Origin of the sequence: Nesterenkonia sp. (assembly GCF_029265375.1) — a bacterium.
Classification (GTDB): Bacteria; Actinomycetota; Actinomycetes; order Actinomycetales; family Micrococcaceae; genus Nesterenkonia.
Genome location: NZ_JAJUJJ010000007.1, coordinates 38,936 through 65,085 on the forward strand (window position 1 = coordinate 38,936; position 26,150 = coordinate 65,085).

The window sequence follows — 26,150 nt, forward strand, 5'->3', positions numbered from 1 at the left end:
TCTGACTCCAGGTTCGACGTATTGACGCGAAGACCGTCCGAATCTACTGAAGTCCAGGAAGGACATGTGCCGATATGGCTAAGACCATTGCATTCGACGAAGAGGCCCGCCGAGGCCTCGAGCGGGGCCTGAACAGCCTCGCAGACGCTGTCAAGGTCACCTTGGGCCCCCGCGGCCGCAACGTTGTGCTCGAAAAGTCCTGGGGCGCCCCCACCATCACCAATGACGGCGTCTCCATCGCCAAGGAGATCGAGCTCGAAGATCCGTACGAGAAGATCGGCGCCGAGCTGGTCAAGGAGGTCGCGAAGAAGACCGACGACGTCGCCGGCGACGGCACCACCACCGCGACCGTGCTCGCCCAGGCGCTGGTCAAGGAGGGCCTGCGCAATGTGGCTGCCGGCGCGGACCCGATGGGTCTGAAGCGCGGCATCGACAAGGCTGTCGCCGCTGTCACCGAGCAGCTCTTCGCCTCCGCCAAGGAGGTGGAGACCACTGAGCAGATCGCAGCCACCGCCTCCATCTCCGCTGCTGACAAGCAGATTGGCGAGCTGATCGCCCAGGCCCTGGACAAGGTCGGCAAGGAGGGCGTGGTCACCGTTGAGGAGTCCAACACCTTCGGCCTCGAGCTGGAGCTGACCGAGGGTATGCGCTTCGACAAGGGCTACCTCTCCGGTTACTTCGTCACCGACGCCGAGCGTCAGGAGGCCGTGCTGGAGGATCCCTACATCCTCATCGCCAACTCCAAGATCTCCTCGGTCAAGGACGTCATCGGCATCCTCGAGCAGGTCATGCAGTCCGGCAAGCCGCTGCTGGTCATCGCCGAGGACGTCGAGGGCGAGGCCCTGGCCGCCCTGGTGGTCAACAAGCTCAAGGGCACCTTCAAGTCGGTGGCCGTGAAGGCCCCCGGCTTCGGCGACCGCCGCAAGGCCATGCTGGCCGATATCGCCATCCTCACCGGCGGTCAGGTGATCGCTGAAGAGGTCGGCCTGTCCCTGGAGAACGCCACCCTGGATCTGCTGGGCACTGCCCGGAAGGTCGTGGTCACCAAGGACGAGACCACCATCGTGGAGGGCGCCGGAGACGCTGATGAGATCGCCGGCCGGGTCAACCAGATCAAGGCCGAGATCGAGAACACCGACTCCGACTACGACCGCGAGAAGCTCCAGGAGCGCCTGGCCAAGCTGGCCGGCGGTGTGGCCGTCATCAAGGCCGGTGCGGCCACTGAGGTGGAGCTCAAGGAGCGCAAGCACCGCATCGAGGACGCCGTGCGCAACGCCAAGGCCGCAGTGGAGGAGGGCATCGTCGCAGGCGGCGGTGTGGCCCTCATCCAGGCGGGTGCCCGCGCCTTCGAAGGCCTGAAGCTGGAAGGCGACGAAGCCACCGGCGCCAACATCGTGAAGTTCGCGGTCGAGGCTCCGCTGAAGCAGATCGCCGTCAACGCTGGCCTGGAGGCCGGCGTGGTGGCGGAGAAGGTCAAGGGCCTGCAGACCGGACACGGTCTCAACGCCGCCACCGGCGAGTACGAGGACCTGCTGAACGCCGGCGTGGCCGACCCGGTGAAGGTCACCCGTTCGGCGCTGCAGAACGCAGCCTCCATCGCTTCGCTGTTCCTGACCACTGAGGCAGTGGTGGCCGATAAGCCGGAGAAGCAGCCGGCCGGCGCCGGTGCCGGAATGGACGACGGCATGGGCGGCATGGGCGGCATGATGTAGCAGCCCCCGCACCGACTGAGGGCCCCGCAGGTGGATCCTGCGGGGCCCTCAGCGTGTCTGGGGTCCGCTGTGCGCTGCGGCAGGCTGTACGGAGCGCCTGCGCTGCCTCAGTAGCCGAACATCTTGGTGTTGGCCTGCTCGGTCTCCTCATACTGCTGGGAGGCCACGGCCATCGCCTGGCGCACACTGGCAAGCGCCTGCTCCACCTGCACTTGGGTGGAGCGCCACTGGGTGAGCACATCCTGAAAGGCGGCCGAGGCCGAGCCTTTCCATGTGCTCTCCAGTTGGCGCAGCTGGCTCTCCATAGAGCTGACGTCGCTCTGGATCCGGCTCAGCGTGGCCTCCACCGTGCTGGCCTTGGCGGCAAGATCAGCGGTGTCGATCTGAAAGACTGCCATGACGAGTTCCTTCCCTGAAGCGTTCCTGGGGTCAGGGAGCCCCGCGGCTCCCAGGACTCACGCTAGGGACGGGACGTCAGTCCCAGGATCGCAGCGACGCCTGTGGGGAGCGCAGGGCATGGCGGCCACGTCGGCGTCCTGGTGGGGAAAACTAGGCGCGTCCCGGCACGCCTACCGATCGCGGGATTCGCGGGCAGCGCTGCGCAGCTGCTCGAGATCCTCCTCATCGACCTCGAGCTCATGGTCCTCATCCGTCTCCGGAGCCTCCGCCATGGGCAGGCGCAGGGTCATCGTGGCACCGCCGCCTTCGGTCTCTGAGTAGCGCACGCTGCCGCCGTGCTGGGCGGCGATGGCCGCGCAGATCGCCAGCCCCAGGCCGGTGCCTCCGGTCTCCCGCTGGCGAGAATTGTCCGCCCGGTAGAACCGTTCGAAGATCTTCGCCACGTCCTCTTCAGCGATTCCCTCACCGTGGTCGCGGACCTCCAGGACAGACTCCGGTTCGCCGTCCAGGAGACTGTCAGTGCCCACAGCCAGTTCGATGGGACTGCCCTCCGGGGTGTACCGCAGCGCGTTGGTCATCAGATTGGTCACGATCTGGCGAATCCGCCCCTCGTCCCCATTGACCGGGGCAGGCTGCGGGGCGCCGCCGTCCAGGCCGATGACTCGCACCTCACGGTCCGGCGCGTTGACCGCAGTGTCCATCACCGTCTCATGAGCGATGATGTTCAGATCCAGCGGCTGGATCTGCAGCGGCCGCTGCTCATCCAGCCGGGCCAGAGTCAGCATGTCCTCCACCAGCTGACCCAGCCGGGTCGCCTCAGACTCGATCCGGCCCATGGCCGCACCCACGGCGTCCGGGTTGTCATCGAGTCCGCCCTGCCGGTACAGCTCAGAGAAGCCGCGGATGGTCACCAGGGGAGTGCGCAGCTCATGCGAGGCGTCCTGGATGAAGCGGCGCATCTTCTGCTCGGAGGCGATCTTGGAGTCGAATGCGGCCTCAATATGCTCCAGCATCACATTCAGTGAGCCGGCCAGCCGGCCGATCTCAGTCTCCGGGGGCGCAGTGGTCTCCACACGCTGGGAGAAGTCCCCGTCCGCGATGGCCGCTGCGGTCTTCTCCACCTGCAGCAGCGGCCGGAACGCCCGGGTGACCAGCGAGTAGGCGATGATGGAGGCCCCCAGAGTGGCCAGCAGCCCAATAGTGGCCACCAGGAATGTGGCTCGCTCCACGGAGGTGGCCACATTGTCTAGCGGCAGCGCAATGATCAGGGTCTCCTCCCCATTGACCAGCGGCCGGACATGGACCCGGAAGCCCCGCGAATTCTGCCGGGTCCCGGGCACGTCGAAGGATTCGCCGTGCAGCTCCAAGGCCTGCTCATAGGTCAGCGCGGGGATCTGCGGAGCATCGGCATCCTCGCTGAATGCCTGCATCGACTGCAGAGGCCGGCCGTCCTCATCGAGCAGCCATCCGTAGAACCGCAGCACGGCCCGGTGGTCATCCCAGTTCAGCTCATTGCCCCGCTGCAGGTCGTAGAGGTAGCTGGAGACGGCGTCCGCGTTGGTCTGCAGGTCCTCATCCATGCTGCGGACCAGCTCCTGCCGGAACAGGGAGGCTGAGACGAACGTGGTGACGATCAGGGTCAGCAGCAGCAGGCTGGTGGTGATGGTGACCAGCTGGGTGCGCAGGGAGGCCCGCCGCCAGGCGTGATTGGCTGCGGAGAAGATGCGCATACCCCGATCCTAAAGCCCGGCCCGCCGGCGGTGCCCGCCGGCCGCTAGGAGCTCAGGCCCTGGCTGCGCTGGCGGCGCTCCCAGGTCTGCAGCACATACCCGACCCCGCGCTTGGTCTGGATGGCCGGGGCGCCCTCGGCGCCGGAGTCGATCTTCCGGCGCAGATACGAGATGTAGGACTCCACAATGGAGGCATCCCCGTTGAAGTTGTACTCCCAGACGTGGTCGAGGATCTGCTGCTTGGACAGCACCCGGTTCGGGTTCATCATCAGGTAGCGCAGCAGCTTGAACTCAGTGGGGGAGAGCTCAATGACCTCCCCGTCGCGGCGCACCTCATGGGCGTCGTCGTCGAGCTCCAGATTGTCGATGGCGATCACCGCGTCCTTATCCTCATACGGCGCGGTGCGGCGCAGCACTGCCTTGATGCGCGCGACCACCTCATCCAGGGAGAACGGCTTGGTGACGTAGTCGTCGCCGCCGACGGTGAGCCCGGTGATCTTGTCCTCAGTGTCATCGCGGGCGGTTAGGAACAGCACTGGGAAGTGCTTGCCGGAGGCGCGCAGCCTCCGGGTGACGGTGAAGCCGTCCATATCGGGCAGCATGACATCCAGCACCGCCAGATCGGGCTGGAACTCCTCGGCGGTGTCCAAGGCCTCACGGCCGTTGGACGCAGCGGCGACGTCAAAGCCGGCAAAGCGCAGCGAGGTGGCCAGCAGTTCACGGATGTTCGGCTCGTCGTCGACGACGAGCAGCTTGGCTTCGGGAGTTTTCTCAGTCACGACCGCCAGTGTCCACCTATTTCCTGGAGATCAGCTGAGCACATGCTGGCCGCCCGGTCAGTGCCTGGGAGCTGCAGTGCCCTTGCATCTGTGCAGCAGGGTCACCGGCCCCCGGTCGAATTGAGACGACGACGGCGAGCCACGCTGAGCAGCACGTATAAGCACATCAGAGCGAAACCGGCAGGAAAGCCCCAGAGCGTGAGCCAGTACAGCCCCGGATGCGGATCCGAGCCCGCGGCATAGCAGCCCAGAATCACCAGCAGGGCGGCGAAGGCGCTCGCGGTCACAGCCACGCCGACCAGAAGAGTCGCCCGGGAGGCCGGGCCGGGTGCAGAAGACATAGCACTGCAGTCTACTGGGGAAGACTCAGGGGTACTCTGTATGTTCTAGATCTACAGCGAAACCCACCACCGCCCCGCTGCAGTGCGGGCCCTAGAGAGGATGAGGTAGACAGACGTGCCCACCGGAAAAGTGAAGTGGTTCGACGCCGAAAAGGGCTTCGGATTCCTGACCGGCGATGACGGACAGGAGGTGTACCTTCACCAGTCCGCCCTGCCGGCGGGCACCAGCTCGGTGAAGGCCGGCACCCGCATGGAGTACGGCGTGGCCGACGGTCGCCGCGGCAAGCAGGCCTTGAGCGTGCGCATCCTGGGTGAGGCGCCCTCGGTGGTGCGCGCCACCCGCAAGCCCGCCGAGGAGATGGGCGAGCTGGTCCAGGACCTGGTGAACCTGCTGGACAACACCACGGGCCAGCTGCGCAAAGGCCACTACCCCAAGCCTGAGCAGTCCAAGAAGATCGCCGCCCTGCTGCGCCGCGTGGCCGACGATTTCGACGCCTGACCGCCCCGACAGAGACGGACACCATGCCTGCCTATAAGAAGGATGCCCTGCTGGCCGAGGCTGTGGAGGAGGCCCGGGCCGCCCTGATCGAGATCGCCCCGCGGGAGCAGATCGGCGAGCACCTGCGCGCCGAGGCCGAAGGGGACCGGCTGGTCACCCACCGATTCGCCGCCTCGCAGCCCGGCTACCGGGGCTGGGAGTGGTTCGTCACCCTGGCGCGGGCGCCGCGGAGCAAGAAAGTCACTGTCTGCGAGCTCGGACTGCTGCCCGGCGAGGGCGCGCTGCTGGCCCCGGAATGGGTGCCCTGGTCCGAACGGGTCACCGAGGACGAGAAGGCCGCCGCCGAAGCGGCCTCCTGAAGCTGTGTTCCTCAGGCCTGCAGCACGTAGTCGATGCAGCGCAGCAGGGCTGAGACATCCTCCGGCGGAGTGGCCACGAAGGTGGCGATGCGCAGCTGATTGCGTCCCAGCTTCCGGTAGGGCTCGACGTCGACCACTCCATGTGCCCGCAGGGTGGCTGCCAGTGCGGCGGCATCGACGGAGTCGTCGAAGTCCACAGTGACGATCACATCGGAGCGGTCCGCTGGGTCGGCCACGAACGGGCGCGCCTGGGGATGCTGCTCCGCCCAGCGGTAGATCAGCCCGGCAGAGGCAGCTGTGCGATCAGCGGCGAAGGACATTCCGCCGGAGGCGTTGATCCAGCGGATCTGCTCATCCAGGGTGACCAGGGTGGCCAGCGCGGGAGTGTTGTAGGTCTGGTTCTTCCGGGAGTTCTCCAGCGCGGTGCGCAGATTCAGGAACTCCGGCACCCAGCGCTGGGAGGTCAGCTTCTCCACCCGTTCCACGGCCGCCGGCGACATCACCGCAATCCACAGGCCGCCGTCGGAGGCGAAGTTCTTCTGCGGGGCGAAGTAGTAGACATCGGTGCTGGTGATGTCCACCGCCAGGCCGCCCGCGGCTGAGGTGGCGTCGATCAGCACCAGGGCGCCGTCGTCGGCTCCCTCCACCCGGTGCACCGGCGCGGCGACGCCGGTGGAGGTCTCATTCTGCGGCCAGGCGTAGACGTCGACTCCGGCCTCAGGGCGCGGCCGCGGCCGGGTGCCGGGCTCGGAGGTCAGGATGCTGGAGTTTTCCAGGAACGGAGCGGAATCGGTGGCCTTGGCGAATTTGCCGCCGAACTCCCCGAAGCTCAGATGCTGGGCCTTGGAGTCCACCAGGCAGAAGCTGGCGGCATCCCAGAACGCAGTGGAACCGCCGACGCCGAGCACCACTTCGTAGCCCTGGGGGAGCCGGAGCAGCTCGGCCAGGCCTTCTCGGATGCTGCCGACCAGGTTCTTCACCGGAGCCTGCCGGTGCGAGGTGCCCAACAGGGTCTTCCCGGCGGCACTGAGTGCCTGCACCTGGTCGGGACGGACGCGGGAGGGGCCGGCGCCGAAGCGGCCGTCGGCGGGAAGGAGGTCGGCAGGGATCGTCACCGGAGCGGACACAGGCTCTCCTCATCGAGTCGGTCGGGCGGGAGTAGTCATCGACCAGGGCGCAGATATGCTGGTGGCACGCGTGAGCCGCAGAATCATCTCGGCTCCGCAGGCGCCCCAGCGGCCGACGGTGATCACAGTACCAAGGAGAGGCCCCACGTTGACCGACCTCATCGACACCACGGAGATGTACCTGCGCACCATCCTCGATCTGGAGGAGGAGGGCATTGTGCCGCTGCGGGCCCGCATCGCCGAGCGGTTGGAGCACTCCGGTCCCACGGTGTCGCAGACTGTGGCGCGCATGGAGCGCGACGGCCTGCTGCGGCTGACCGAGTCGCGGCACCTGGAGCTGACCGAGACCGGCCGCGAGCTGGCCGTACAGGTGATGCGCAAGCACCGCCTGGCCGAACGGCTGCTCTCTGATGTGATCGGACTGGAGTGGCCCTATATCCATGAAGAGGCCTGCCGCTGGGAGCATGTGATGAGCGAGCGGGTGGAGCGCCGGCTGGTGGAGATCCTGGAGGATCCGGTGGAGTCCCCCTACGGCAATCCGATCCCCGGGCTGGAGAAGCTGGGGGTGACCCGCGGTGCGCACCCGGCCATGCTGGCCCGGACCACGCTGCGTGAGGTGGCCGAGCTGCAGTCCGCCCAGGAGCCGGGCGGTGCCGCCGCGGAGTGGAAGGTCCAGCGCCTGGCGGAGTCCATCCAGGTGGAGCCGGAGGTGCTGGAGCAGCTGCTGGAGGTGGGACTGCGGCCCGGCGCGAAGCTCAGCGTCGCCGGGGTCGCCGAGGCCTATGCGCTGCTGAACGTGGAGGATGACGACGGCGCCCTGGAGGTCGAACTGCCGCTGGAGGTCGCCCAGCACATCTTCGTCAACGAGGCATAGCCCCACGAGTTTCCATCTATAACGTTTCTGTGACAGACTGGACGGCCGTGTCGCGGAGTTGTGACATTTCGTGCGTCTCCGGCCGCTCTCCCCACGGAAATTCAGGGAAGTCCCAGGAAACCTTCGGGATGAGCCACGCCCACCGTGACCTGAGCGTGACATTTATATCAATCTGTTATAAAGTCGATCGCGTGCTTGGGGCAGATGTCCGAGATGCCCCGAACGCCCGACGCCGGCAGAGCCCCTGCAAGTCGGCAAGGGACCGTTCGATGAACTACCGCAGCAGCAGGGAAAGGTTTCAGAACAAGTGACAGACAACATGACGACTATGTCGCGCCGGGAGCGGCGCCGCGCAGCCAACAAGGCTCAGGCCGCCTCCGCAGGACGCGCTACCGCGGCAGTGCTCGCCGCCTCCGGTCTGGTGATCAGCACCGGAGTGGCCGCCAACGCCACTGAGTCCAGCAATGAGGGCCGTGAGTCCAGCACCGTTCAGCTCAACGCCTCCGAGCTGAATGTTGAGCGTGCCTCCCAGCAGAGCGCCGCGGCCGTGACCGCCTCCAGCGACGTCGAGCTGACCTTCGACCGTCCGGCCGTGAGCTCTGAGGCTGCTCCGCAGCCGGATCCGGCGCCGGCTGTGCAGGCCACCACCGCCTCCCACCAGACTCAGCAGCAGACCGAGACTCAGAGCCAGCCGCAGGCTCAGCCCCAGGCGGAGCAGCAGACCCAGGCTCAGCCGGCGCAGCAGCAGGCTCAGCCCCAGGCTGAGGAGCAGGCTCAGCCCCAGGCTGAGGAGCAGACTCAGAGCCAGCCGCAGACCCAGACCTACGAGACCGGCGCCACCACCGCGGGCGAGGCCGAGCAGCCCTCGGCTCCCTCCGGCGGCGGCTCGGCAGTCGTCAGCGCTGCTTACAGCACTTTGGGTACTCCCCATGTCATGGGTGGCACCACTCCAGGAGCCGGATTGGACTGCTCAGGCATGATCCAGTACGCCTACGCCCAGGCCGGCATCAGCGTCCCGCGCACCACCTACGGCATGATGGGCCTGCCTCAGGTCTCCAGCCCGCAGCCCGGCGACATCGTGATCTCCAACGGTGGCGGCCACGGCGGTATCTATGTGGGCAATGGGCAGGTCATCTCGACTACCTCCAGCGGCGGCGTGCGTGTCCACGGACTGCACGAAAGCTGGCACCAGGTGACCAGCTACCACCGCCCGGGCTGATCGGACGGTTCAGTCCAGGGACACTCACCGTGTGGGGTGCGATCCGGAAGGGTCGCACCCCACAGGTGTTTCTGCTCACATTGGACGATGTGACCGGGGGCGGGGATATAGTGAATCCGGCAGTATTCGCCCTCAAGGCAGGCACTGACGCGGTGGCTGCCGTTAGGAACCGATGATGCGCACCCTGGTGCTCAACGCAGGCTACGAGCCGCTGAGTGTGGTGACCTCACGCCGGGCGGCTGTATTGGTCATGCGCGGAAAGGCAAGCATCCTGGCCGAGGACGGCAGTCCCATCGTCTCCCCCTCCGCCCTGACACCCAGGCCAGCGGTCATCCTGCTGCACCAGTACGTCCGGGTGGTGCGGCGCCGCCCGGCGGCGCCTTCGCGGAGAGGCATCCTGCGGCGGGACCGCCGCCAGTGCGGATACTGCGGCAAGCCCGCCGCCACGGTGGATCACGTCATCCCGAAATCCCGCGGAGGCGACTCCGGATGGGAGAACCTGGTGGCATGCTGCGGGCCCTGCAATGTGCGCAAAGGCGACAAAACCCTCGAGCAGCTGGGCTGGCAGCTGCGGATCACACCGCAGGCGCCGCCTCATCACATGTGGCTGCCCGCCGAGCTGGACGCCCCGCGTGAGGTATGGATGCCGTTTCTGGAGTACAGCAGCCCTGAGCTGCGCAGCGGCGCGGCCGCCTGAGACCCGTGCCAGAGATCACCCCTGCGAAGGAGCCGAATTGACCGAACAGACCCCTGCCGCCGCCGATGCGCTGAGTGCACCCACCCGGGAGGCGCTGGAGCTGTGGATACGTGAACTGGTGCATCACCTGGAAGTGGAGGGTCTGCAGGTCGATGTGGAATCGGTGGTGCGGATCTCCGACTACGCCGATTCCACTGTGGTGGACCCGGCGGGCCCGGTGACCACCTTCCTCATCGGCTATGTGGCAGGGCTGGCCGAGGCGAGCGGCCAAGCAGATTTCGCCACCTGCCACCGGGCCGCCACGCGGGTGGCCGAACGGCTGCTGAACCGCCGCCGGGCGGCTGTGGGATGAGCAGTCCTGCGGCGGTGTTGGTCTAAGCCTCTGCGTAGCGTAGGCTTAGACCATTGAACGTCATTGCTTCACCCCAGTGGCCTCAAGAAAATCTCCGCGTGCACCTGGCCAGGTGTACGCGGGTCACGCACCGACAAATCGGTGTATCGCAAGAAACACAGTTAGGAAACATCATGGCCACTGGCACCGTAAAATGGTTCAACGCTGAAAAGGGCTTCGGCTTCATCGCTCCCTCCGACGGCACCGATGACGTCTTTGTGCACTTCAGCGCAATCAACGCTTCAGGCTTCCGCTCCCTCGAGGAGAACCAGCAGGTGGAGTTCGAGACCGCTCGCGGCCCGAAGGGCCTGCAGGCGGAGAACGTCACTCCCCTCTGAAAAGTCTTATAGGCCCCAGTCACTAGACTGCGGCTGACGCACTGAGGCCCCGGCCCGCCCCGCGCGGACCGGGGCCTTTGTGTGTGCTGAGTGAGCGAACGACGTCGTCGCCGCCGGACTGCTCAGCTGACCGCGATCAGTCCCACGCCGCAGGCCACCACCACGGCTCCGGCGACTCGCCGCACCGGATCCCGCTCCCCGAAGAACCACCAGGCCAGCAGCGCTCCGATGATGATGGAGGACTCCCGCACCGGCGCCACCAGCGCCACCGAGGTGGTCGTCATCGCGTAGAGCACCAGGATGTAGGCCAGCGGCGACAGCGCAGCGATGATCAGTGCGGGCCGGCGATCCAGCATCCACGTGCGCCTGATCTCTGTCCGGCGGCGCACCACCCACGGCAGCATCAGCACCGCCTGGAAGAACCCGCCGAGACCGAAGTAGAGGATCGGCTCAATGCCCAGGGTGTTCACGCTGAAGTTGTCCCAGAGCGTATAGGTGGCGATCGCCGCCCCAGTGGCCGCACCGTAGAACAGGCCGGTGCCCAGTCCGGAGGCGCGCTGGAAGAGCCTGCGCCCCGTGACGATGAGGATCCCGCCGATCACCGCCAGACCACCCACCAGCGCCAGTGGCGCCGGACGCTCGCCCAGCAGGCACACGGCCACCACCATGGTCAGCATCGGCCCGACTCCACGGGCCACCGGATAGACCACGCCCAGCTCGGCACGCCGGTACCCGGTCTGCAGCAGCATGGCATAGCAGACATGCAGCACTGCGGTCACGGCCGAGGCGACCAGCAGCTCCCAGCCATAGCTGACCTCGCTGAAGAGCATGTACGTCAGGCCTACGGGCAGGCAGAGCGCGCATCCCAGGGAGTAGTAGAGCCAGACGAATACGGTGGTATCGCCGCGTGAGGTCTTGGCCGCCAAATTCCACACCGCGTGGAAGATCGCGGCGGCGAGCACCATAGCCAGCGCCGCGGCGCTCATCCGGTCGTCTCCACAACCGGCACCCTACCAACGGCTGGCCCCGCCCGGCGTCGTCGCCCGCAGCCGGTCCCGCGGCCCCGGATGCAGCCGGCCTGGGGCACTCACCCTCGCATCACCCCTCGTCTCACCCCGGTTTCGGGCCTGAAACCTCCCACGGCGGCCTATGCTCAAAGCTCGGGCTGCACCCCTGCGGGCGGTCCCGCACAGAGGGAGGACTCACGGCCGTGGAACTGCGAGACTACGTTCGAATCCTGCGTCGAGGCTGGCTGCTGGTGGCCGCCGTCGTCGTCACCTGCCTGGCGGCCGCCGGTCATCGATGACCTGGACCTGCCGCAGACGCCCCTGGAGCTGGCCGAGCAGGTGGAGGTCGCCACCCAGACCGGCACGGTCATCCTGCAGATCCGGGTGAGCGATGAGGTCCCGGGGTGCGCCGCCGCGATCGCCAACGGCATCACCTCCAGTCTGCAGGAGAGCGTGCGCCGGGTGACTCCGCAGGCTGCGGCGGACTCCACATCGCTGACCCTGACCAGGATCCAGCAGGCCGCCGTCCCGGAAGACCCCTCCTCGCCGCAGCCGCTGATCGACCTCGGCCTGGGCCTGGTGGTGGGCATCTCCGCTGGGATCGGGCTGCTGGCGCTGCGCCAGATGCTCGACACCCGGCTGCGCAGCGTGGAGGCTATCCGCCAGGCCGCCCAGGCGCCGGTGCTCGGCGGCATCGGCGAGGACCCGGGCGCCTCCGCCTGCCCTTTGGTGATGCAGGCGGACCCGTGCAGCCCCCGCGCCGAGTCCTTCCGCACACTGCGGACCAACCTGCAGTTCCTCAACCCTGATGCGCATTCCCGCAGCTTTGTGATCACCTCCTCGGTGCAGGGGGAGGGAAAGTCGACGACGGCGGTGAACCTGGCCATCAGTCTGCGCCAATCCGGGGAGCGGGTGCTTCTGGTGGATGCCGATATGCGCCGCCCCAAAGTGGCCGAGGACCTGGGGCTGGAGGGCGCGGTGGGACTCTCCGATGTGCTGGCCGGAGGCGTCCGGCTGGAGGACGTGATTCAGCGGTGGGGCCCCGATGATCTGGCGGTGCTGCCCGCCGGGACGGAGCCGCCCAACCCTAATGAGCTGCTCGGCAGCGAGCGGATGAACCGGCTGCTGCACCAGATGCATGAAGACTTCGACGTCTTACTCTTCGACACCCCGCCGCTGCTTCCGGTCAGCGATGCAGCCATGCTGGCCGCGCTGACCTGCGGCGCGATCCTGGTGGTGGCCTCCGGGCGGGTCAGCCAATCAGAAGTGGCCGAATCGGTGGAATGCCTCGCCACGGTCAAAGCGCAGCTGCTCGGGGTGGTGCCCACCCGGCTGCCCACCCGGGGGCCGGATGTCCACCTCAACGGCCGCTACCAGCAGACCTACTCCTACACCGCAGGGCCTGTCCGATGAGGCGCATACCAGCGTCAGAGCGCGCTCCGGCGGCGCCGCCGGAGGTCTTCCGCACAGTGGTGATCTGCACCGGCAATGTCTGCCGCTCCCGGATGGCCGAGCAGCTGCTGCGCGCCCGCGCGGAGAAGTTTGCCCCGGCCCTGGCGGAGCGGCTGCAGATCCGCAGCGCCGGAGTGGAGGCGCTGCACGGTGCATCTATGGACCCCTATGCCGCGCTGCTGTCCCGGCACCACGGCGGGGATCCGGCTGCCCACCGGGCCAAGCAGCTGACAGCCCCGATGGTCGCCGGAGCCGATCTGGTGCTCACCGCAGCGGCTGAGCACCGCGCCGCCGCCGTCAGGCTGGTGTCGCGGGCAGCCTCGCGGACGTTCATGCTCACGGAGTTCGCCGCCCTGCTGGATGATGTGGCAGACCGTCTGCCGGTGCTGCCGCAGCAGTGGAGCGGCTGGCCGGTCAGCCTGCGCCTGAGCTGGATCATCGCCCAGGCCGGACGGCGTCGTGGCCTGACGCCGGCTTCAGAGCCCCGCCCAGAGGGCATCGTGGACCCCTATCAGCGCGATGACACCGTCTACCGGGTGTGCAGCCGGCAGATCGTCCACACCGTGGACCGCATCCACCGGGCCTCGCTGCGGCTTTCCGAACGCATCGGCGAGCGCACTGGTGAGCTGCTGCCCTTGGAGAGGCCGCGCCCGCGGCGAGGCGCACAGCCGAGGAGCCCGGCCCGGGCGGGCGGCTCAGATCGCTGTTCTTCCACGCCTATGTGGCCTGCACACTGGGCGTCAACGCGGTGGTGCTCATACCGGTGGCCTCACCGGGAGTGGTGGGGGATAACACTGTGTTCTCCATCAGCTGGATCCTGCTGCACCTGCTGGCCGTAGTGATGCTGGCGACTGCACGGCGCCGGGACTCCCTGCTTCTGCTGGTGGCTGCCGGCATCGGGCTCTACATAGTCCTCAGTGCGGCCTGGTCGGTCGCCGTGACCGAGTCTCTGGTTCATGGGGCGATGGCGGCGGGCAATATTGCGGTCGCCTATCTGCTGGCCATGGAGAAGACTCCTGGGCAGATCGTCCGCCTGTTCCTCAGAGTGCTGCTGGTGCTCACCATCGCCGGACTGGCGGCCGCGGCGGTGGGGTATGGGCAGGTGCTCGACTACGATCCGCACGCCCGGGAGAACTTTCTGGGCGGGGAGCGGCTGCGCGGATTCTTTCCGCACAACATTATGGCCGGATTCTACGGCGCGATCGGTCTGGCGCTGGCGCTGACCCTGCTGCGCGGGCTGCGGAGAGCATCGGCAGCCGCACTCTTCGCCCTCTGGGTGCTGCTGACCGGCTCAGCCACCGGCCTGGCGCTGAAGCTGCTGGCCGCAGCGGCGGTGCCCGCCGCCCGTCTGCTGGTGCCCCGGGTCTCCGGCACCGCCCTGCTGGTGGTGGCCGGGCCAGCAGGTCTGGCGCTGGGCCTGCTCACCTGGCACGTGTGGGAGCCGATGGTCCAGCTGCTGGGCAGAGACCCCACGATGACGGGGAGGACGGTGCTGTGGGAATGGGGCATGGACGCCATTGCCGAACGCCCGGTGGGCGGTTGGGGGTTCAACGCCTACTTCCACAGCGGCTATGGAGCCGAGCCCAGCCTGTACGTGCCGGAGTTCAACAACTATGAGATCGCCCATTTCCACAACTCCTTCATCCAGACCGCCGTGGATCTGGGGATCGTGGGCCTGCTGATCCTGCTGGCGGTGCTCAGCTGCGCGACCTGCTGGGCCTACCTCTATGTCCGCGGCGCTGACCGACGCACCGGGATGGCCCTTCTGATGGTGATGGTGATCTTCGCTGTGGCCTCGCCCACCGAGTTCCTGTTCTTCAACTACAACCAGTTCGCGATGTTCGCGCTGTTCACCATCTTCTTCGCCCTGGCCCGCGCTCGCCGGGGTCCACATCGGGACTCGGACAATGCGCTCGGAAGTCCACGACGACGTCGCCATCGTTCTCTGCGCTGAGCGCGGGATTCGCCTGAGCCGCTGCGCAGGTTCTCCTGCGCAGCACCGGGCAGCCGGCAGGAGCGCGGACTCACTCAGCGGATGTGTGCAGCTGCAGCCCCTGGATGAACTCATCGGCGGGCAGCAGCAGACGTTCGACGTCATGCTGGGTGTAGAGCCGAAAACCACCGGCGGTGCGGCCGGAGGGCTCTACCGTCACGTTAGGGTAGGGTTCGTCGACGGCGGCTTCTCGGCCGCCGAATCCCACCCCCGCCGTTCTGGCAGTCCGCCATGTCCCGAAGGAGACTTCTGTGCCTGACGCCCCTCTCTCCGATCCTGCCCCGGTGCCGCAGCCTGTGTCCGGGGCGCCGGAGGTGGACCGCTCCCACTCCATCCTGGCGGCTCTGAAGTCACCGCGTCGGCTGCGCACCGAAGCCCTGGCCGGCCTCGTCGTCGCGCTGGCGCTGATCCCAGAGGCGATCGCCTTCTCGATCATCGCCGGCGTCGATCCCCGTGTGGGCTTGTTCGCCTCGTTCACCATGGCGGTCACCATCGCTCTGGTCGGAGGCCGCCCGGCGATGATCTCGGCTGCCACCGGCGCTATCGCTCTGGTGGTTGCTCCGGTGGCGCGCGAGTACGGCCTGGACTACCTGGTCGCCACGGTGATCCTCGCCGGCGTGCTGCAGGTCCTGCTCGCCGCCGTCGGCGTGGCCAAACTCATGCGCTTCATCCCCCGCTCGGTGATGGTCGGCTTCGTCAACGCGCTGGCCATCCTGATCTTCACCTCCCAGATCCCCCACCTGACGGATGTGCCGTGGATGGTCTACCCCCTGGTCATCCTGGGTCTGCTGATCGTCTTCCTCTTCCCGCGGCTGACCACGGTGATCCCCGCCCCGCTGGTGACCATTGTGGTGCTGACCATCATCACAGTGGCGGCCTCCATCGCGGTGCCGACGGTGGGGGATGAGGGTGAGCTGCCGGACTCGCTGCCGGAGCTGCTCATCCCGGATGTTCCCTGGAACCTGGAGACTCTGCGGATCATCTTCCCGTTCGCCCTGACGATGGCGCTGGTGGGCATCCTCGAATCCCTGCTGACGGCCAAGCTGGTCGACGACGTCACCGACACGCACTCGAACAAGACCAGGGAGACCTGGGGGCAGGGTGTGGCCAATATGGTCACGGGCTTCTTCGGCGGCATGGGCGGCTGCGCCATGATCGGGCAGACCATGATCAACGTGAAGGCCTCCGGCGCGCGCACGCGGCTGTCGACCTTCCTGGCCGGCATCTTTCTGCTGGTTCTGGTGGTCGCTCTCGGGGACGTGGTGGCCATCATCCCCATGGCGGCGCTGGTGGCCGTGATGATCTTCGTCTCCTGGGCCACCTTCGACTGGCACAGCGTTCACCCGGCCACTCTGCGGCGCATGCCCAAATCGGAGACCACGGTGATGCTTTCCACGGTGGTGGTCACTGTATGGACTCACAACCTGGCCTACGGCGTGGGCATCGGCGTTCTGGTGGCCATGGTGCTCTTCGCCCGGCGGGTGGCGCACTTCACCCGCGTGGTGCGGCTGGACCGCAGCGATGAGGACAACCAGCGGGTCTACCGGGTGGAGGGCGAGCTCTTCTTCGCCTCCTCCAACGACCTGGTCTACCAGTTCGACTACACCGGGGATCCCGAGGAGATCATCATCGATATGTCCCAGGCCCACCTGTGGGACGCCTCCACCGTGGCGTCGCTGGATGCCGTGGTCACCAAGTACGAGGCCAAGGGAAAGAACGTCACCATCGTGGGTATGGATCCCCACAGTGCGGCACGGCACGACCGGCTCAGCGGAAATCTCGGGGCCGGGCACTGAGTACCCAGCCGGGTTCGTGCCCCAGGCAGGATTCGAACCTGCGACACCCGCTTTAGGAGAGCGGTGCTCTATCCCCTGAGCTACTGAGGCCAAGACGTACCGGACCATCCTACCGGCTCGCTTCGCCGCAGCGTCAGCCGCCGTCGTCCCTATTCTTTCCGGCGGCCGGCCGGCTTCCCACCATCTCCAGCGTGAGGCGGCTCACATAGACTGGCGGCATGAGTCCGCTGTTCACCCCGCCCGCGCCCGGCCGCACCCCCGACCCCAGCCTGGCCCACCGGCGCTGCGAGGCCACCGTCACCCTCACCGACGCCCACGGCGAGCCGCTGAGCGGAGTCGAGGTCACCGTGGAGCAGGTTCGCCATGCCTTCAGCTTCGGCTGCACGGGATTCGAGCTCATCGACTGGGTCAACGGACGCTCCCGGGACCCGGAGTACGACGACGCCTTCGCCGAGCACTGGCTGGCGCTCTTCGACACCGTTACCCTCCCTTTCTACTGGGGAAGCTTCGAACCCGAGCAGGGCGCCGACCGCACCCAGGAACTGCTGCGCACCGCCGAATGGTTCGCCCAGCACGGAGTGCGCACCAAGGGCCACCCGCTGGTGTGGCACACGGTCTCCGCACCCTGGCTGCTGCAGAAGCCTCTGGAGGAGGTCGAGCAGCTGCTGCGTGCCCGCATCCGCCGGGAGGTGACCAGCTTCGCCGGTGTCATCGACACCTGGGACGCCATCAACGAGGTGGTGATCATGCCGGTCTTCACCGCTGAGGACAACGCGATCACCCGGCTGGCCCACGTCAAAGGCCGGGTGGAAATGATGCGCATCGCCTTCGAGGAGGCCCGCGCCGCCAATCCGCGGGCCACCCTTCTGCTGAACGACTTCGACATGTCCACCGCCTACGAGTGTCTGATCGAAGCTGCCCTGGAGGCCGGTATCCGGATCGACAAGCTCGGCCTGCAGTCCCATATGCATCAAGGCCCATGGGGTGAGGAGAAGACACAGCAGGTGCTCGAGCGGTTCTCCCGGTACAACATTCCGCTGCACTTCACCGAAACCACCATCCTCTCCGGCTCCGCTGTGCCCGAACACATTGTGGATCTCAACGACTGGCAGGTCAGCGCCGAAGACTGGCCCTCGACGCCGGAGGGCGAGGAGATCCAGGCTGAGGAGATCGAGGCCCACTACCGCCGCCTGGTGGCCCACCCCAGCGTGGAGGCCATCACCTACTGGGGGCTGCCCGATCGCGGCATGTGGCTCAACGCACCCGGAGGGATGCTGCGCCGGGACGGCACCCCGAAGCCGGCCTACCACCGGCTGCGCGAACTCCTGCGTTCCGAGTGGTGGCTGCCGGAGACCGCGCTGCGCGCCGACGACGAGGGGCGCATCCGGTTCAGCGGCTTCCTCGGAGACTACCGGGTCACCGCCGGCGGGGAGTCCGCCCAGCTCAGCCTCGAGACCTCCGGAAACGCAGAACTCAGCGTGCAGATGCTGGCCTGAGCAGCAACATCCTGGGAAAGCGAGTGGAGAGGCCGGTGATCAGCACGCCGGGGTCGTTATCTGCCGGAGCGCTGCGCCAGGGCATCGCGCCCCACCACGGCCACCACCGCGGCGCCCACTAACGCCAGCAGCACCCAACTGGCGGTGGTGAACGCCGAGGCCCAGCCCACCAGCTGCGGATCAGGCGGAACCTGCCCCAGGGCCTGGTCAATCAGCACATTCTCCGTAATGTCCACGGCGGCAAGCGCCGCGGCCGCCGCCAGGACCAGCCACCGCCACCGGCCGCGGGCGAGCAGTCCCAGTGCTGCCCAGGCCGCCAGGAAGACCGCCACCGGGAAGATGGTGCCGGCGGTCTTGTGCACAAAGCTCAGCTGCCCGGCCGCCTGGTCCTCCATCGCCTCCTGCAGTGCCGCGATCTCTTCGGCGCTGTAGCCGCCTGCCCGGGCATCGGGCATGGTCAAACCCTGGGCGAAGTGCGTCAGCTGCGGCATGGCGTAGGCATGCAGGTACAGTCCCATCACGGCGGCGACGCCCAGCAGAACGTAGACCAGGATGCGCGGCGAGCTCTGCTCCTCCGGCGCCGGCCGGGGGATCCTCTGCCGGGACCTTGGAGCCCGGCCGCCTGGCTGCTGCGGGTTTCCGCGCGCCTTCTTCCTCCGTTTGGACATGGCCCCCATCATCTCAGGCACGCAGCACCACGCGGGATGCTAATATGTTTTTATGCGCACCACTGTTGATCTCCCAGACGATCTGATGCGTAGGGCTAAGGCGCGGTCTGCAGAGCGGGGCGAGTCTCTCAAGCAGATGTTTGTCCGCCTGCTGGAGCGGGAGGTGGCCGCCCCGGGAAGCGGGGCACCACATGGTCGCGTGTCGCTTCCATTGGTGGGCAGTGATTCTGAGCGGCCCGCCGTCACCTACACCAACCGAGATCTTGCGGAGATCCTTGATCATGACGAGGCCGAACAGCTGAAGCGATGAGCTGCCTGCCTGATGTCAACGTCTGGCTCGCCGGAGTGTGGGGCAGACACACGCACCACTCCGCGGCGCGACGATGGTTCGACGGCACCGATGGCCCGGTTGTTCTCTGCCGCATCACCCAAATGTCCCTGTTGCGACTGCTCACCATTCCCGCGGTGCTGGGGGAGGACGCTCTCACCCGTGCTCAGGCGTGGCAGGTGATGGACCAGCTCGCGGCCGATGCACGGGTGATCTGGTCTGAGGAGCCTGCTGAAACAGAGGCGGTGTGGCGGACTATGTCCTCTCGGAATGAGGGCAGCCACAAGCTCTGGACAGATGACTACCTCGCGGCCTTCGCCCAGGCGGGCCGTCACACCCTAGTGACCTTCGACGCCGAACTGGGCCGCAGGCACCCTTCGGTGCGCACCACCGTACTCGCCCAGGACTGAGCGTCCCCGGCCGCCCGTAGACTGGAGGGGATATGGAATTCCTCTTCACCCCTCCGACTCAGCGCGGCCCAGCCGGCGCCGCCGCAGGCGCCCCGCCCGCCGGCGCTGCAGGCTCACCCCATACCGATGCAGCTGCCGTGGGGACGAACACGACGGGCTCGGCGGAGTCAGCCACTGCGGGGCTGAATCCCCAGCAGAAGGAAGCTGTGCTGCACACCGGCTCCCCGCTGCTGATCGTCGCCGGCGCAGGCTCGGGCAAAACCCGCGTGCTCACCCAGCGGATCGCCCACCTGGTCCAGACCGGTGCCGCCCGCCCGCATGAGATCCTGGCCATCACCTTCACCAATAAGGCCGCCCGGGAGATGAAGGGGCGCATCGCGCGGCTGATCGGGCCGGCGGCAGAGCGGATGTGGATCTCCACCTTCCACTCCTCCTGCGTGCGCATCCTCCGGTCGGAGGCGGCCACCATCGGCCGGAAGTCCACCTTCACCATCTACGACGCCGCCGACTCCCTGCGGCTGATCACCCAGATCGCCAAAGAGCACCAGCTGGATCCCAAACGGTTCAACCCACGGGCGATCCGGAACAAGATCTCGGCGCTGAAGAATGAGCTGGTCGACGCGGAGGACTACTCCGCCAAAGCTCCGGGCGAACCGTTCAGCGAGGCAGTGGCCACCATCTTCGGCGAGTACACCCAGCGGCTGCGGGCGGCCAACGCCTACGACTTCGACGACCTGCTGGCTGAGACCGTCTACATGTTCGAGGCCTTCCCTGCCGTGCTGGACAACTACCGGCGCCGGTTCCGCCATGTGCTGGTGGACGAGTATCAGGACACCAATCACGCGCAGTACCGCTTCATCCGGCAGCTCACCGGACCGGACTATGAGGTGCAGACCCCGCCGGCAGAACTGACGGTGGTGGGCGACTCCGACCAGTCGATCTACGCCTTCCGCGGTGCCGATATCCGCAATATCGTCGAATTCGAGCGGGACTACCCGCAGGCGAGGGTCATCAAGCTGGAGCAGAACTACCGCTCCACCCAGAACATCCTTTCGGCGGCCAATGCGGTGATCAGCCAGAACCCCTCGCGCACCGAGAAGAACCTCTGGACCGAGAACGGCAGCGGCCCGGCGGTGGTGGTCCACACCGCCCACAGCGAATCCGACGAGGCCGAATGGATCTCCCGCACCATCGACGCCCTGGGGGATGAGCACGGGATCCGGCCCAGCGACGTCGCGGTCTTCTACCGCACCAACGCGCAGTCCCGCTCCCTGGAGGAGCGGCTGATCCACCGCGGCATCCCCTACCGGGTCATCGGCGGCACCCGGTTCTACGACCGCAAGGAGATCAAGGACGCGCTGGCCTATCTGCACGTGATCAACAACCCGGACGACGACGTCAACCTGCGCCGGATCCTCAACGAGCCCAAGCGCGGCATCGGGGACCGGGCCGAAGGTGCCGTCGCCGCTCTGGCCTCCCGCGACCGCATCAGCTTCTTCGAGGCGCTGCGCCGGGCAGAGGAGGCCCCGGCGATCGCGGCACGCAGTGTCAAGGCCATCGGCTCGTTCGTGCGGATGATGGACGATGTGGCCGCCTTGGCCGCCTCTGAGCAGCCCTCGGTGGTGCTGGAGGCCGTGCTGGAGCAGTCAGGCATGATGGCTGCGCTGCGCGAGTCTAAAGACCTGCAGGACGAGTCCCGGGCCGATAACCTCGGCGAGCTGGTGGCGGTGATGAAGGAGTACGAGGCCACCTCAGAGGCGCCGAGCCTGGCCGACTTCCTGGAGCAGGTCAGCCTCATCGCCGACGCCGATGCGATCCCCTCCGCAGGGGATGAGGAGTCCCAGCGTCTGGCCGCCGAGCAGGGACAGGTCACCCTGATGACCCTTCACACCGCCAAGGGGCTGGAATTTCCTGTGGTGTTCCTCACTGGTATGGAGCACGGCGTCTTCCCGCACCAGCGGTCCATGGGCGATGCCGAGCAGCTGGCCGAGGAGCGCCGCCTGGCCTATGTGGGGCTGACCCGCGCCGAGCAGCGGCTCTACTTGACCCGGGCCGAATCCCGCAGCCTCTGGGGCCAGGTGCAGTACAACCCGCCCAGCCAGTTCCTGGCCGACCTTCCCGAGGAGCTGGTGGAGTACAGCGGAGTCTCCACTGATCGCGGCGGCGGACGCGGCGCCGCGGGCCGCAGCCTCGGCTGGGGAGCCGAACCCTCGCTGACTGGGCCCGCAGCGCAGAGGCCGGAGGTCTCATTCACTCCGGCCCGCGGGGCAGCCAGCACCCGCACCCAGGTCAACCCCGAACGGGAGATCCCCGCCCTGAACCCTGGCGACCAGGTCAAACACGCCAAGTTCGGCGTCGGAGAGGTGCAGAGCCTGGAGGGAAGCGGCGACAAAACCGTGGCGAAGGTCAGCTTCGCCGGGTCTGAGAAGCGACTTCTCCTGCGATATGCTCCCCTTGAGAAGATCGGCTAGGCGGCCGCCTGTCCGGGCTGAGGTCCGCGGCTTTCCGGCTGCCAGGGGCACACGTGTGCCCGCAGAGCTGAGCTTCATCAAGTGAAGATGACTTCGACGCAGAAGGACACCACCCGTGGACCTGTATGAGTACCAGGCGCGCGATCTGTTCGAGGCACACGGTGTACCCGTGCTGGCCGGCATCGTGGCGCAGACCCCGGAAGAAGCGAAGGCAGCGGCAGAGCAGATTGGCGGCGTCGTCGTCGTCAAGGCTCAGGTCAAGGTCGGCGGCCGCGGCAAAGCCGGCGGCGTGAAGCTGGCCAAAACCCCGGAGGAGGCCTACGAGCACGCTCAGGCGATCCTGGGCATGGACATCAAGGGGCACACGGTGCACCGGGTGATGATCGCTCAGGGAGCCGACATCGCCGAGGAGTACTACTTCTCCATCCTGCTGGACCGCGCCGAGCGCAACTACCTGGCCATGTGCTCCAAGGAAGGCGGCGTGGAGATCGAGCAGCTCGCCGTCGAGTCCCCGGAGAAGCTGGCCAAGGTCAACTTCGACCCCAATGAGGGCATCACCGAGGCCAAGGCCGCTGAGATCGCCGAGAAGGCCGGCTTCTCCTCCGAAGAGGTCCCCGCCCTGGCCGAGGTCTTCCAGCAGCTGTGGACCGCATTCTCCTCCGAGGACGCCACCCTGGTGGAGGTCAACCCGCTGGTGAAGACCGGCGAGGGCCGCATCATCGCCCTGGACGGCAAGGTCACCCTGGATGAGAACGCCGCCTTCCGTCAGCCCGGCCACGCAGAGCTGGTGGACGAATCGGCCGAGGACCCGCTGGAGGCCAAGGCCAAGGCCAATGACCTGAACTACGTGAAGCTCGACGGTCAGGTCGGGATCATCGGCAACGGCGCCGGCCTGGTGATGTCCACCCTGGACGTGGTCGCCTACGCCGGTGAGGCGCACAACGGGGTTAAGCCCGCCAACTTCCTGGACATCGGCGGCGGCGCCTCCGCAGAGGTCATGGCCAACGGGCTGGACGTCATCCTCGGCGATGACCAGGTGAAGTCCGTCTTCGTCAACGTCTTCGGCGGAATCACCAGCTGCGACGCCGTGGCCAACGGAATCGTCAAGGCCCTGGAGATCCTGGGTGACACCGCCACCAAGCCGCTCGTGGTCCGTCTCGACGGCAACAACGTGGAGGAGGGCCGCCGCATCCTGGCTGAGGCCAACCACCCACTGGTCATCACCGCTGACACGATGGACGGCGGTGCCGACAAGGCCGCCGAGCTGGCAAACAAGTAAGGACTGAAGGCTAATACCATGTCGATCTACCTGAACAAGGACTCCAAGGTCATCGTCCAGGGCATCACCGGCGGTGAGGGAACCAAGCACACCGCCCTGATGCTCAAGGCCGGCACCAACGTGGTCGGCGGCGTCAACGCGCGCAAGGCCGGCACCACCGTCTCCCACAAGGACGCCGAGGGCAACGACCTCGAACTGCCGGTGTTCGGCAGCGTCTCCGAGGCGATGGAGAAGACCGGGGCGGACGTCTCGGTGGTCTTCGTGCCGCCGAAGTTCGCCAAGGACGCCGCCATAGAGGCCATCGAGGCCGGCATCGGCCTGCTGGTGGTCATCACCGAAGGCATCCCGGTGCAGGACTCCGCGGAGTTCTACAACCTGTCGCTGACCAAGACCGGCCCCGACGGCAAGCCGGCCACCCGGATCATCGGCCCCAACTGCCCGGGCATCATCACCCCCGGTGAGGCCCTGGCCGGCATCACCCCGGCCAACATCACCACCAAGGGCCCGATCGGTCTGGTCTCCAAGTCCGGCACCCTGACCTACCAGATGATGTACGAGCTGCGCGACATCGGGTTCTCCACCTCCATCGGCATCGGAGGCGACCCGGTGATCGGCACCACCCACATCGACGCCCTGGAGGCCTTCGAGGCCGATCCCGACACCAAGGCCATCGTGATGATCGGTGAGATCGGCGGCGACGCCGAGGAACGCGCCGCTGAGTACATCAAGGCCAACGTCACCAAGCCGGTGGTCGGCTATGTGGCCGGCTTCACCGCCCCGGAGGGAAAGACCATGGGCCACGCCGGCGCAATCGTCTCCGGATCCTCCGGCACTGCAGAGGCGAAGAAGGAGGCCCTGGAGGCCGCCGGAGTCAAGGTGGGCAAGACCCCATCAGAGACCGCCGCGCTGCTGCGCGAGGTCTACTCCGGCTGATTCCGGCCGCATTCGCTGAAGGCGCCCGTCCCACAGCAGGGGCGGGCGCCTGCGGTTTTTCAGGGGTGCGGTGTGCGGCCAGGTTCTGGTGCGCGGCGCAATGCGCTGGGCTGCTCAGCCTCCCTCGGAGCCTTCGCCGAGCTCACGCTCCGGGTGCGGGCCGAACCGGAAATGCCGTCCAGAGACCTCCGTGGGCGTGATCCGCACAAAATGGTCCTTCATTGTGGGGGTCCACGGCGTCAGCCCCAGCGCTTCGGCCTCGGCAATCTCTGCGCCGGACTCCAGGCGGCGGGCAGTGCCGCGCACAATCACCGACCAGGCCTGGTCCGAGAGGATTCCGTCCGCCTCGAAGAGCACGTTCTCATTGACCGCCACCTCGGCCAGCTTGGTCCCGGGCGCGGTGCGGAAGACCAGCGTGCGCTCGTCGGCGACCACATTGACCGGGAAGATGTCGGCCCGTTCGCCCACCACGGCCACCAGGCGACCGTGCTGAATGCGTTCCAGCAGCGTCCAGCACTGCTCCTGGCTGAGAATGAGGACCGGTTCGTCATGAGGGTGGTCAAACATCAATGCCATCGCCTTCTCTCCTGTGAGCCAGTTCACCCGGCAGATTCAGTTTACACCGGTTTTCTACAGCGTGTAGAAAACACTGAGAGGGCCCGGGCTGCTGTCCCTCGAACTCAGGCCACGGTCACACCCAGCACCGAGCCCAGCCCATAGGTGACCACGGCAGCGCCGAGGCCGATCCCCAGCTGGCGCAGCGCGCGGGTCAGCGGCGAAGCTCCGGAGAGCAGGCCCACCACGGCGCCGGTGCACAGCAGCGCCACACTGACCAGGCCGGTGGAGGCGGCCACCGCCGTCCAGCCGGAGGCGCCGACCAGATAGGGAAGCACCGGAATCAGCGCGCCGGCTGCGAAGAAGCAGAAGCTGGCCGCAGCGGCAGTCCAGGCAGAGCCGACCGCCTGATGCTCATCGCGGACCTCCTGCAGATTCAGCGACTTCTCCGGCCGGCAGTCGCAGTCGAAGACCCCCAGCCGCTCCAAGGCGCGGTGCTCGGCATCCTCCGGGCTCAGTCCGCGCGCGCGGTAGACCAGAACCAGCTCATTGTGGTCGAAGTCCAGATCGGGGGCGGCCCGCAGGGTCGCCTGCGTAGGCCGGGTGGCATCGAGCAGCTCGCGCTGACTGCGCACCGAGATGAACTCCCCGGCCGCCATCGACAGTGCCCCTGCCAGCAGTCCGGCGATCCCGGTGAGCAGCACCACGGAGGCGCCCACACCGGTGCCGCCCATACCCATGATCAGGGCGAAATTGGACACCAGCCCATCATTGGCGCCGAAGACTGCCGCCCGGAACCCGCCGGAGAGCTTTTCGCGCCCCCGGGCGGCCAGCGCCCGGACGACCTCCTCATGGATCTCCTCATCGGCGGCCATGCCGCGGGTGGCATCCAGATCATCCTCATAGGGGGAGTCCCGCTCGGCGCGCTGAGCCAGGGCCAGCACGAACACCGAACCGAAGACCTGCGCCAACCAGCCCAGCACCACGCGGTGGGCCGAGGGCGCGGGAAGCCGGTGGGCGTGCTCGCCCAGCAGCCGGCGCCAGTGGTCCTGATGCCGCTTCTCCGCCTCAGCGAGCCCCAGCAGGATCTGCCGCTCCTCGCCCTGCTTCCGGCGGGCCAGCTGCTCATACAGCCGCGCCTCAGCGATCTCATCGGCCAGGTACTTGCGCCAGCGCCGAATCTGCCGCGGACTCGGCTCGGACTGCCCATCAGAGTGCTGCGATGACGTGCTCACATCTCCATAGTGCCGCCCCGGGCGCCGCGGCGGCAGGCCATGTGCGGGTATGACGATTCTTC

General features: G+C 67.3%; 28 protein-coding genes and 1 tRNA gene. 18 read left to right on the top strand and 11 right to left on the bottom strand.

Annotation, left to right across the window (positions count from 1 at the left end; translation table 11 throughout):
• Window positions 1-74 precede the first annotated feature (74 nt).
• Window positions 75-1,712, top strand: coding sequence for a chaperonin GroEL (gene groL, locus Q1K09_RS04390; protein WP_300343587.1), 1,638 nt, complete (start codon window positions 75-77; stop codon window positions 1,710-1,712).
• A 107-nt stretch (window positions 1,713-1,819) separates the two neighbouring features.
• Here groL and Q1K09_RS04395 read toward each other — a convergent pair whose 3' ends face one another.
• From Q1K09_RS04395 to Q1K09_RS04410, 4 genes are all read right to left on the bottom strand, one after another.
• Complete coding sequence (locus tag Q1K09_RS04395; protein WP_300343589.1) at window positions 1,820-2,110, bottom strand: WXG100 family type VII secretion target; 291 nt, start codon at window positions 2,108-2,110, stop codon at window positions 1,820-1,822.
• A gap of 171 nt (window positions 2,111-2,281) precedes the next feature.
• Complete coding sequence (locus Q1K09_RS04400) at window positions 2,282-3,841, bottom strand: HAMP domain-containing sensor histidine kinase (RefSeq protein WP_300343590.1); 1,560 nt, start codon at window positions 3,839-3,841, stop codon at window positions 2,282-2,284.
• 44 nt (window positions 3,842-3,885) lie between these two features.
• Window positions 3,886-4,620: a response regulator transcription factor gene (locus Q1K09_RS04405; RefSeq protein WP_300343592.1), complete on the bottom strand. Its 735-nt coding sequence runs from the start codon at window positions 4,618-4,620 to the stop codon at window positions 3,886-3,888.
• 101 nt (window positions 4,621-4,721) lie between these two features.
• Window positions 4,722-4,961, bottom strand: a complete 240-nt coding sequence (locus Q1K09_RS04410) for a hypothetical protein (RefSeq protein WP_300343594.1) — start codon at window positions 4,959-4,961, stop codon at window positions 4,722-4,724.
• A 115-nt stretch (window positions 4,962-5,076) separates the two neighbouring features.
• On the opposite strand from Q1K09_RS04410, the gene Q1K09_RS04415 reads away from it, so the two are divergent.
• Together Q1K09_RS04415 and Q1K09_RS04420 are read left to right on the top strand one after the other, a co-directional pair.
• Window positions 5,077-5,460 (top strand): cold-shock protein, encoded by a 384-nt coding sequence (locus Q1K09_RS04415; RefSeq protein WP_300343595.1) that lies wholly within the window; start codon window positions 5,077-5,079, stop codon window positions 5,458-5,460.
• A gap of 23 nt (window positions 5,461-5,483) precedes the next feature.
• Complete coding sequence (locus Q1K09_RS04420) at window positions 5,484-5,819, top strand: DUF3027 domain-containing protein (RefSeq protein WP_300343597.1); 336 nt, start codon at window positions 5,484-5,486, stop codon at window positions 5,817-5,819.
• A gap of 11 nt (window positions 5,820-5,830) precedes the next feature.
• Here the strand turns inward: Q1K09_RS04420 and serC are convergent, their stop codons facing one another.
• Window positions 5,831-6,946, bottom strand: a complete 1,116-nt coding sequence (gene serC / locus Q1K09_RS04425) for a phosphoserine transaminase (RefSeq protein WP_300343599.1) — start codon at window positions 6,944-6,946, stop codon at window positions 5,831-5,833.
• Between the two features lie 148 nt (window positions 6,947-7,094).
• Between serC and Q1K09_RS04430 the strand changes: the two genes are divergently transcribed.
• The 5 genes from Q1K09_RS04430 (at window position 7,095) to Q1K09_RS04450 (ending at window position 10,465) form a co-directional block, all read left to right on the top strand.
• Window positions 7,095-7,820 (top strand): metal-dependent transcriptional regulator, encoded by a 726-nt coding sequence (locus Q1K09_RS04430; RefSeq protein ID WP_300343705.1) that lies wholly within the window; start codon window positions 7,095-7,097, stop codon window positions 7,818-7,820.
• A 319-nt stretch (window positions 7,821-8,139) separates the two neighbouring features.
• Window positions 8,140-9,039, top strand: coding sequence for an NlpC/P60 family protein (locus Q1K09_RS04435; protein ID WP_300343601.1), 900 nt, complete (start codon window positions 8,140-8,142; stop codon window positions 9,037-9,039).
• A gap of 175 nt (window positions 9,040-9,214) precedes the next feature.
• The gene (locus Q1K09_RS04440) at window positions 9,215-9,736 is read left to right on the top strand and encodes an HNH endonuclease (RefSeq protein WP_300343706.1); all 522 of its coding nucleotides are present in this window, start codon (window positions 9,215-9,217) and stop codon (window positions 9,734-9,736) included.
• 37 nt (window positions 9,737-9,773) lie between these two features.
• A complete protein-coding gene (locus Q1K09_RS04445) occupies window positions 9,774-10,088 on the top strand; it encodes a DUF6457 domain-containing protein (RefSeq protein ID WP_300343604.1) in 315 nt (104 codons plus the stop codon).
• A 173-nt stretch (window positions 10,089-10,261) separates the two neighbouring features.
• Window positions 10,262-10,465, top strand: coding sequence for a cold-shock protein (locus Q1K09_RS04450; protein ID WP_300343606.1), 204 nt, complete (start codon window positions 10,262-10,264; stop codon window positions 10,463-10,465).
• Window positions 10,466-10,587: 122 nt separating this feature from the next.
• On the opposite strand, the gene Q1K09_RS04455 is transcribed toward Q1K09_RS04450, so the two are convergent.
• Window positions 10,588-11,451 carry an EamA family transporter gene (locus Q1K09_RS04455; protein ID WP_300343608.1) on the bottom strand — a complete coding sequence of 288 codons (864 nt, stop codon included), beginning with the start codon at window positions 11,449-11,451 and terminating at the stop codon, window positions 10,588-10,590.
• Between the two features lie 360 nt (window positions 11,452-11,811).
• On the opposite strand from Q1K09_RS04455, the gene Q1K09_RS04460 reads away from it, so the two are divergent.
• Genes Q1K09_RS04460 through Q1K09_RS04470 form a run of 3 tightly spaced genes read left to right on the top strand, consistent with a single transcriptional unit; the run spans window position 11,812 to window position 14,878 of the window.
• Window positions 11,812-12,885 carry a polysaccharide biosynthesis tyrosine autokinase gene (locus Q1K09_RS04460; protein WP_300343610.1) on the top strand — a complete coding sequence of 358 codons (1,074 nt, stop codon included), beginning with the start codon at window positions 11,812-11,814 and terminating at the stop codon, window positions 12,883-12,885.
• The gene (locus Q1K09_RS04465) at window positions 12,882-13,763 is read left to right on the top strand and encodes a hypothetical protein (protein WP_300343612.1); all 882 of its coding nucleotides are present in this window, start codon (window positions 12,882-12,884) and stop codon (window positions 13,761-13,763) included. The genes Q1K09_RS04460 and Q1K09_RS04465 overlap by 4 nt, the downstream gene beginning before the upstream one ends.
• Window positions 13,706-14,878, top strand: a complete 1,173-nt coding sequence (locus Q1K09_RS04470; RefSeq protein WP_300343613.1) for an O-antigen ligase family protein — start codon at window positions 13,706-13,708, stop codon at window positions 14,876-14,878. Before Q1K09_RS04465 ends, Q1K09_RS04470 begins: the two co-directional genes overlap by 58 nt.
• A gap of 70 nt (window positions 14,879-14,948) precedes the next feature.
• Here the strand turns inward: Q1K09_RS04470 and Q1K09_RS04475 are convergent, their stop codons facing one another.
• The gene (locus Q1K09_RS04475) at window positions 14,949-15,077 is read right to left on the bottom strand and encodes a hypothetical protein (protein ID WP_300343615.1); all 129 of its coding nucleotides are present in this window, start codon (window positions 15,075-15,077) and stop codon (window positions 14,949-14,951) included.
• A 136-nt stretch (window positions 15,078-15,213) separates the two neighbouring features.
• Between Q1K09_RS04475 and Q1K09_RS04480 the strand changes: the two genes are divergently transcribed.
• Entirely contained in the window at window positions 15,214-16,713 is a 1,500-nt protein-coding gene (locus tag Q1K09_RS04480) for a SulP family inorganic anion transporter (protein ID WP_300343707.1), read from the top strand.
• 17 nt (window positions 16,714-16,730) lie between these two features.
• Here the strand turns inward: Q1K09_RS04480 and Q1K09_RS04485 are convergent.
• Window positions 16,731-16,803: transfer RNA gene (locus Q1K09_RS04485), tRNA-Arg, on the bottom strand.
• A gap of 128 nt (window positions 16,804-16,931) precedes the next feature.
• Between Q1K09_RS04485 and Q1K09_RS04490 the strand changes: the two genes are divergently transcribed.
• Window positions 16,932-18,209 carry an endo-1,4-beta-xylanase gene (locus Q1K09_RS04490; protein ID WP_300343617.1) on the top strand — a complete coding sequence of 426 codons (1,278 nt, stop codon included), beginning with the start codon at window positions 16,932-16,934 and terminating at the stop codon, window positions 18,207-18,209.
• 56 nt (window positions 18,210-18,265) lie between these two features.
• On the opposite strand, the gene Q1K09_RS04495 is transcribed toward Q1K09_RS04490, so the two are convergent.
• Window positions 18,266-18,898, bottom strand: a complete 633-nt coding sequence (locus Q1K09_RS04495; protein WP_300343618.1) for a hypothetical protein — start codon at window positions 18,896-18,898, stop codon at window positions 18,266-18,268.
• A 31-nt stretch (window positions 18,899-18,929) separates the two neighbouring features.
• On the opposite strand from Q1K09_RS04495, the gene Q1K09_RS04500 reads away from it, so the two are divergent.
• The 5 genes from Q1K09_RS04500 to sucD all read left to right on the top strand — a co-directional run bounded on the left by Q1K09_RS04500 (window position 18,930) and on the right by sucD (window position 24,298).
• On the top strand, window positions 18,930-19,187 hold the full coding sequence (locus tag Q1K09_RS04500; RefSeq protein ID WP_300343620.1) for a hypothetical protein: 258 nt from the start codon (window positions 18,930-18,932) through the stop codon (window positions 19,185-19,187).
• Window positions 19,184-19,615, top strand: a complete 432-nt coding sequence (locus Q1K09_RS04505) for a TA system VapC family ribonuclease toxin (protein WP_300343622.1) — start codon at window positions 19,184-19,186, stop codon at window positions 19,613-19,615. The genes Q1K09_RS04500 and Q1K09_RS04505 overlap by 4 nt, the downstream gene beginning before the upstream one ends.
• 32 nt (window positions 19,616-19,647) lie before the next feature.
• Window positions 19,648-22,086, top strand: a complete 2,439-nt coding sequence (gene pcrA / locus Q1K09_RS04510) for a DNA helicase PcrA (RefSeq protein ID WP_300343624.1) — start codon at window positions 19,648-19,650, stop codon at window positions 22,084-22,086.
• Window positions 22,087-22,201: 115 nt separating this feature from the next.
• On the top strand, window positions 22,202-23,365 hold the full coding sequence (sucC, locus tag Q1K09_RS04515; protein WP_300343626.1) for an ADP-forming succinate--CoA ligase subunit beta: 1,164 nt from the start codon (window positions 22,202-22,204) through the stop codon (window positions 23,363-23,365).
• A gap of 18 nt (window positions 23,366-23,383) precedes the next feature.
• On the top strand, window positions 23,384-24,298 hold the full coding sequence (gene sucD / locus Q1K09_RS04520) for a succinate--CoA ligase subunit alpha (protein WP_300343629.1): 915 nt from the start codon (window positions 23,384-23,386) through the stop codon (window positions 24,296-24,298).
• A gap of 114 nt (window positions 24,299-24,412) precedes the next feature.
• Here the strand turns inward: sucD and Q1K09_RS04525 are convergent, their stop codons facing one another.
• The gene (locus tag Q1K09_RS04525) at window positions 24,413-24,874 is read right to left on the bottom strand and encodes a pyridoxamine 5'-phosphate oxidase family protein (protein ID WP_366908991.1); all 462 of its coding nucleotides are present in this window, start codon (window positions 24,872-24,874) and stop codon (window positions 24,413-24,415) included.
• 104 nt (window positions 24,875-24,978) lie between these two features.
• Window positions 24,979-26,088, bottom strand: coding sequence for a VIT1/CCC1 family protein (locus tag Q1K09_RS04530; protein WP_300343631.1), 1,110 nt, complete (start codon window positions 26,086-26,088; stop codon window positions 24,979-24,981).
• Window positions 26,089-26,150 lie beyond the last annotated feature (62 nt).

Coding starts and splice junctions, on each gene's coding strand:
- Q1K09_RS04420 (WP_300343597.1), top strand. CDS start 5,484: ATGCCTGCCTATAAGAAGGATGCCCTGCTGGCCGAGGCTGTGGAGGAG.
- Q1K09_RS04490 (WP_300343617.1), top strand. CDS start 16,932: ATGAGTCCGCTGTTCACCCCGCCCGCGCCCGGCCGCACCCCCGACCCC.
- Q1K09_RS04455 (WP_300343608.1), bottom strand. CDS start 11,451: ATGAGCGCCGCGGCGCTGGCTATGGTGCTCGCCGCCGCGATCTTCCAC.
- Q1K09_RS04505 (WP_300343622.1), top strand. CDS start 19,184: ATGAGCTGCCTGCCTGATGTCAACGTCTGGCTCGCCGGAGTGTGGGGC.
- Q1K09_RS04410 (WP_300343594.1), bottom strand. CDS start 4,961: ATGTCTTCTGCACCCGGCCCGGCCTCCCGGGCGACTCTTCTGGTCGGC.
- Q1K09_RS04440 (WP_300343706.1), top strand. CDS start 9,215: ATGCGCACCCTGGTGCTCAACGCAGGCTACGAGCCGCTGAGTGTGGTG.
- Q1K09_RS04525 (WP_366908991.1), bottom strand. CDS start 24,874: ATGGCATTGATGTTTGACCACCCTCATGACGAACCGGTCCTCATTCTC.
- pcrA (WP_300343624.1), top strand. CDS start 19,648: ATGGAATTCCTCTTCACCCCTCCGACTCAGCGCGGCCCAGCCGGCGCC.
- Q1K09_RS04465 (WP_300343612.1), top strand. CDS start 12,882: ATGAGGCGCATACCAGCGTCAGAGCGCGCTCCGGCGGCGCCGCCGGAG.
- sucD (WP_300343629.1), top strand. CDS start 23,384: ATGTCGATCTACCTGAACAAGGACTCCAAGGTCATCGTCCAGGGCATC.
- Q1K09_RS04450 (WP_300343606.1), top strand. CDS start 10,262: ATGGCCACTGGCACCGTAAAATGGTTCAACGCTGAAAAGGGCTTCGGC.
- Q1K09_RS04395 (WP_300343589.1), bottom strand. CDS start 2,110: ATGGCAGTCTTTCAGATCGACACCGCTGATCTTGCCGCCAAGGCCAGC.
- groL (WP_300343587.1), top strand. CDS start 75: ATGGCTAAGACCATTGCATTCGACGAAGAGGCCCGCCGAGGCCTCGAG.
- Q1K09_RS04400 (WP_300343590.1), bottom strand. CDS start 3,841: ATGCGCATCTTCTCCGCAGCCAATCACGCCTGGCGGCGGGCCTCCCTG.
- Q1K09_RS04500 (WP_300343620.1), top strand. CDS start 18,930: ATGCGCACCACTGTTGATCTCCCAGACGATCTGATGCGTAGGGCTAAG.
- Q1K09_RS04435 (WP_300343601.1), top strand. CDS start 8,140: ATGACGACTATGTCGCGCCGGGAGCGGCGCCGCGCAGCCAACAAGGCT.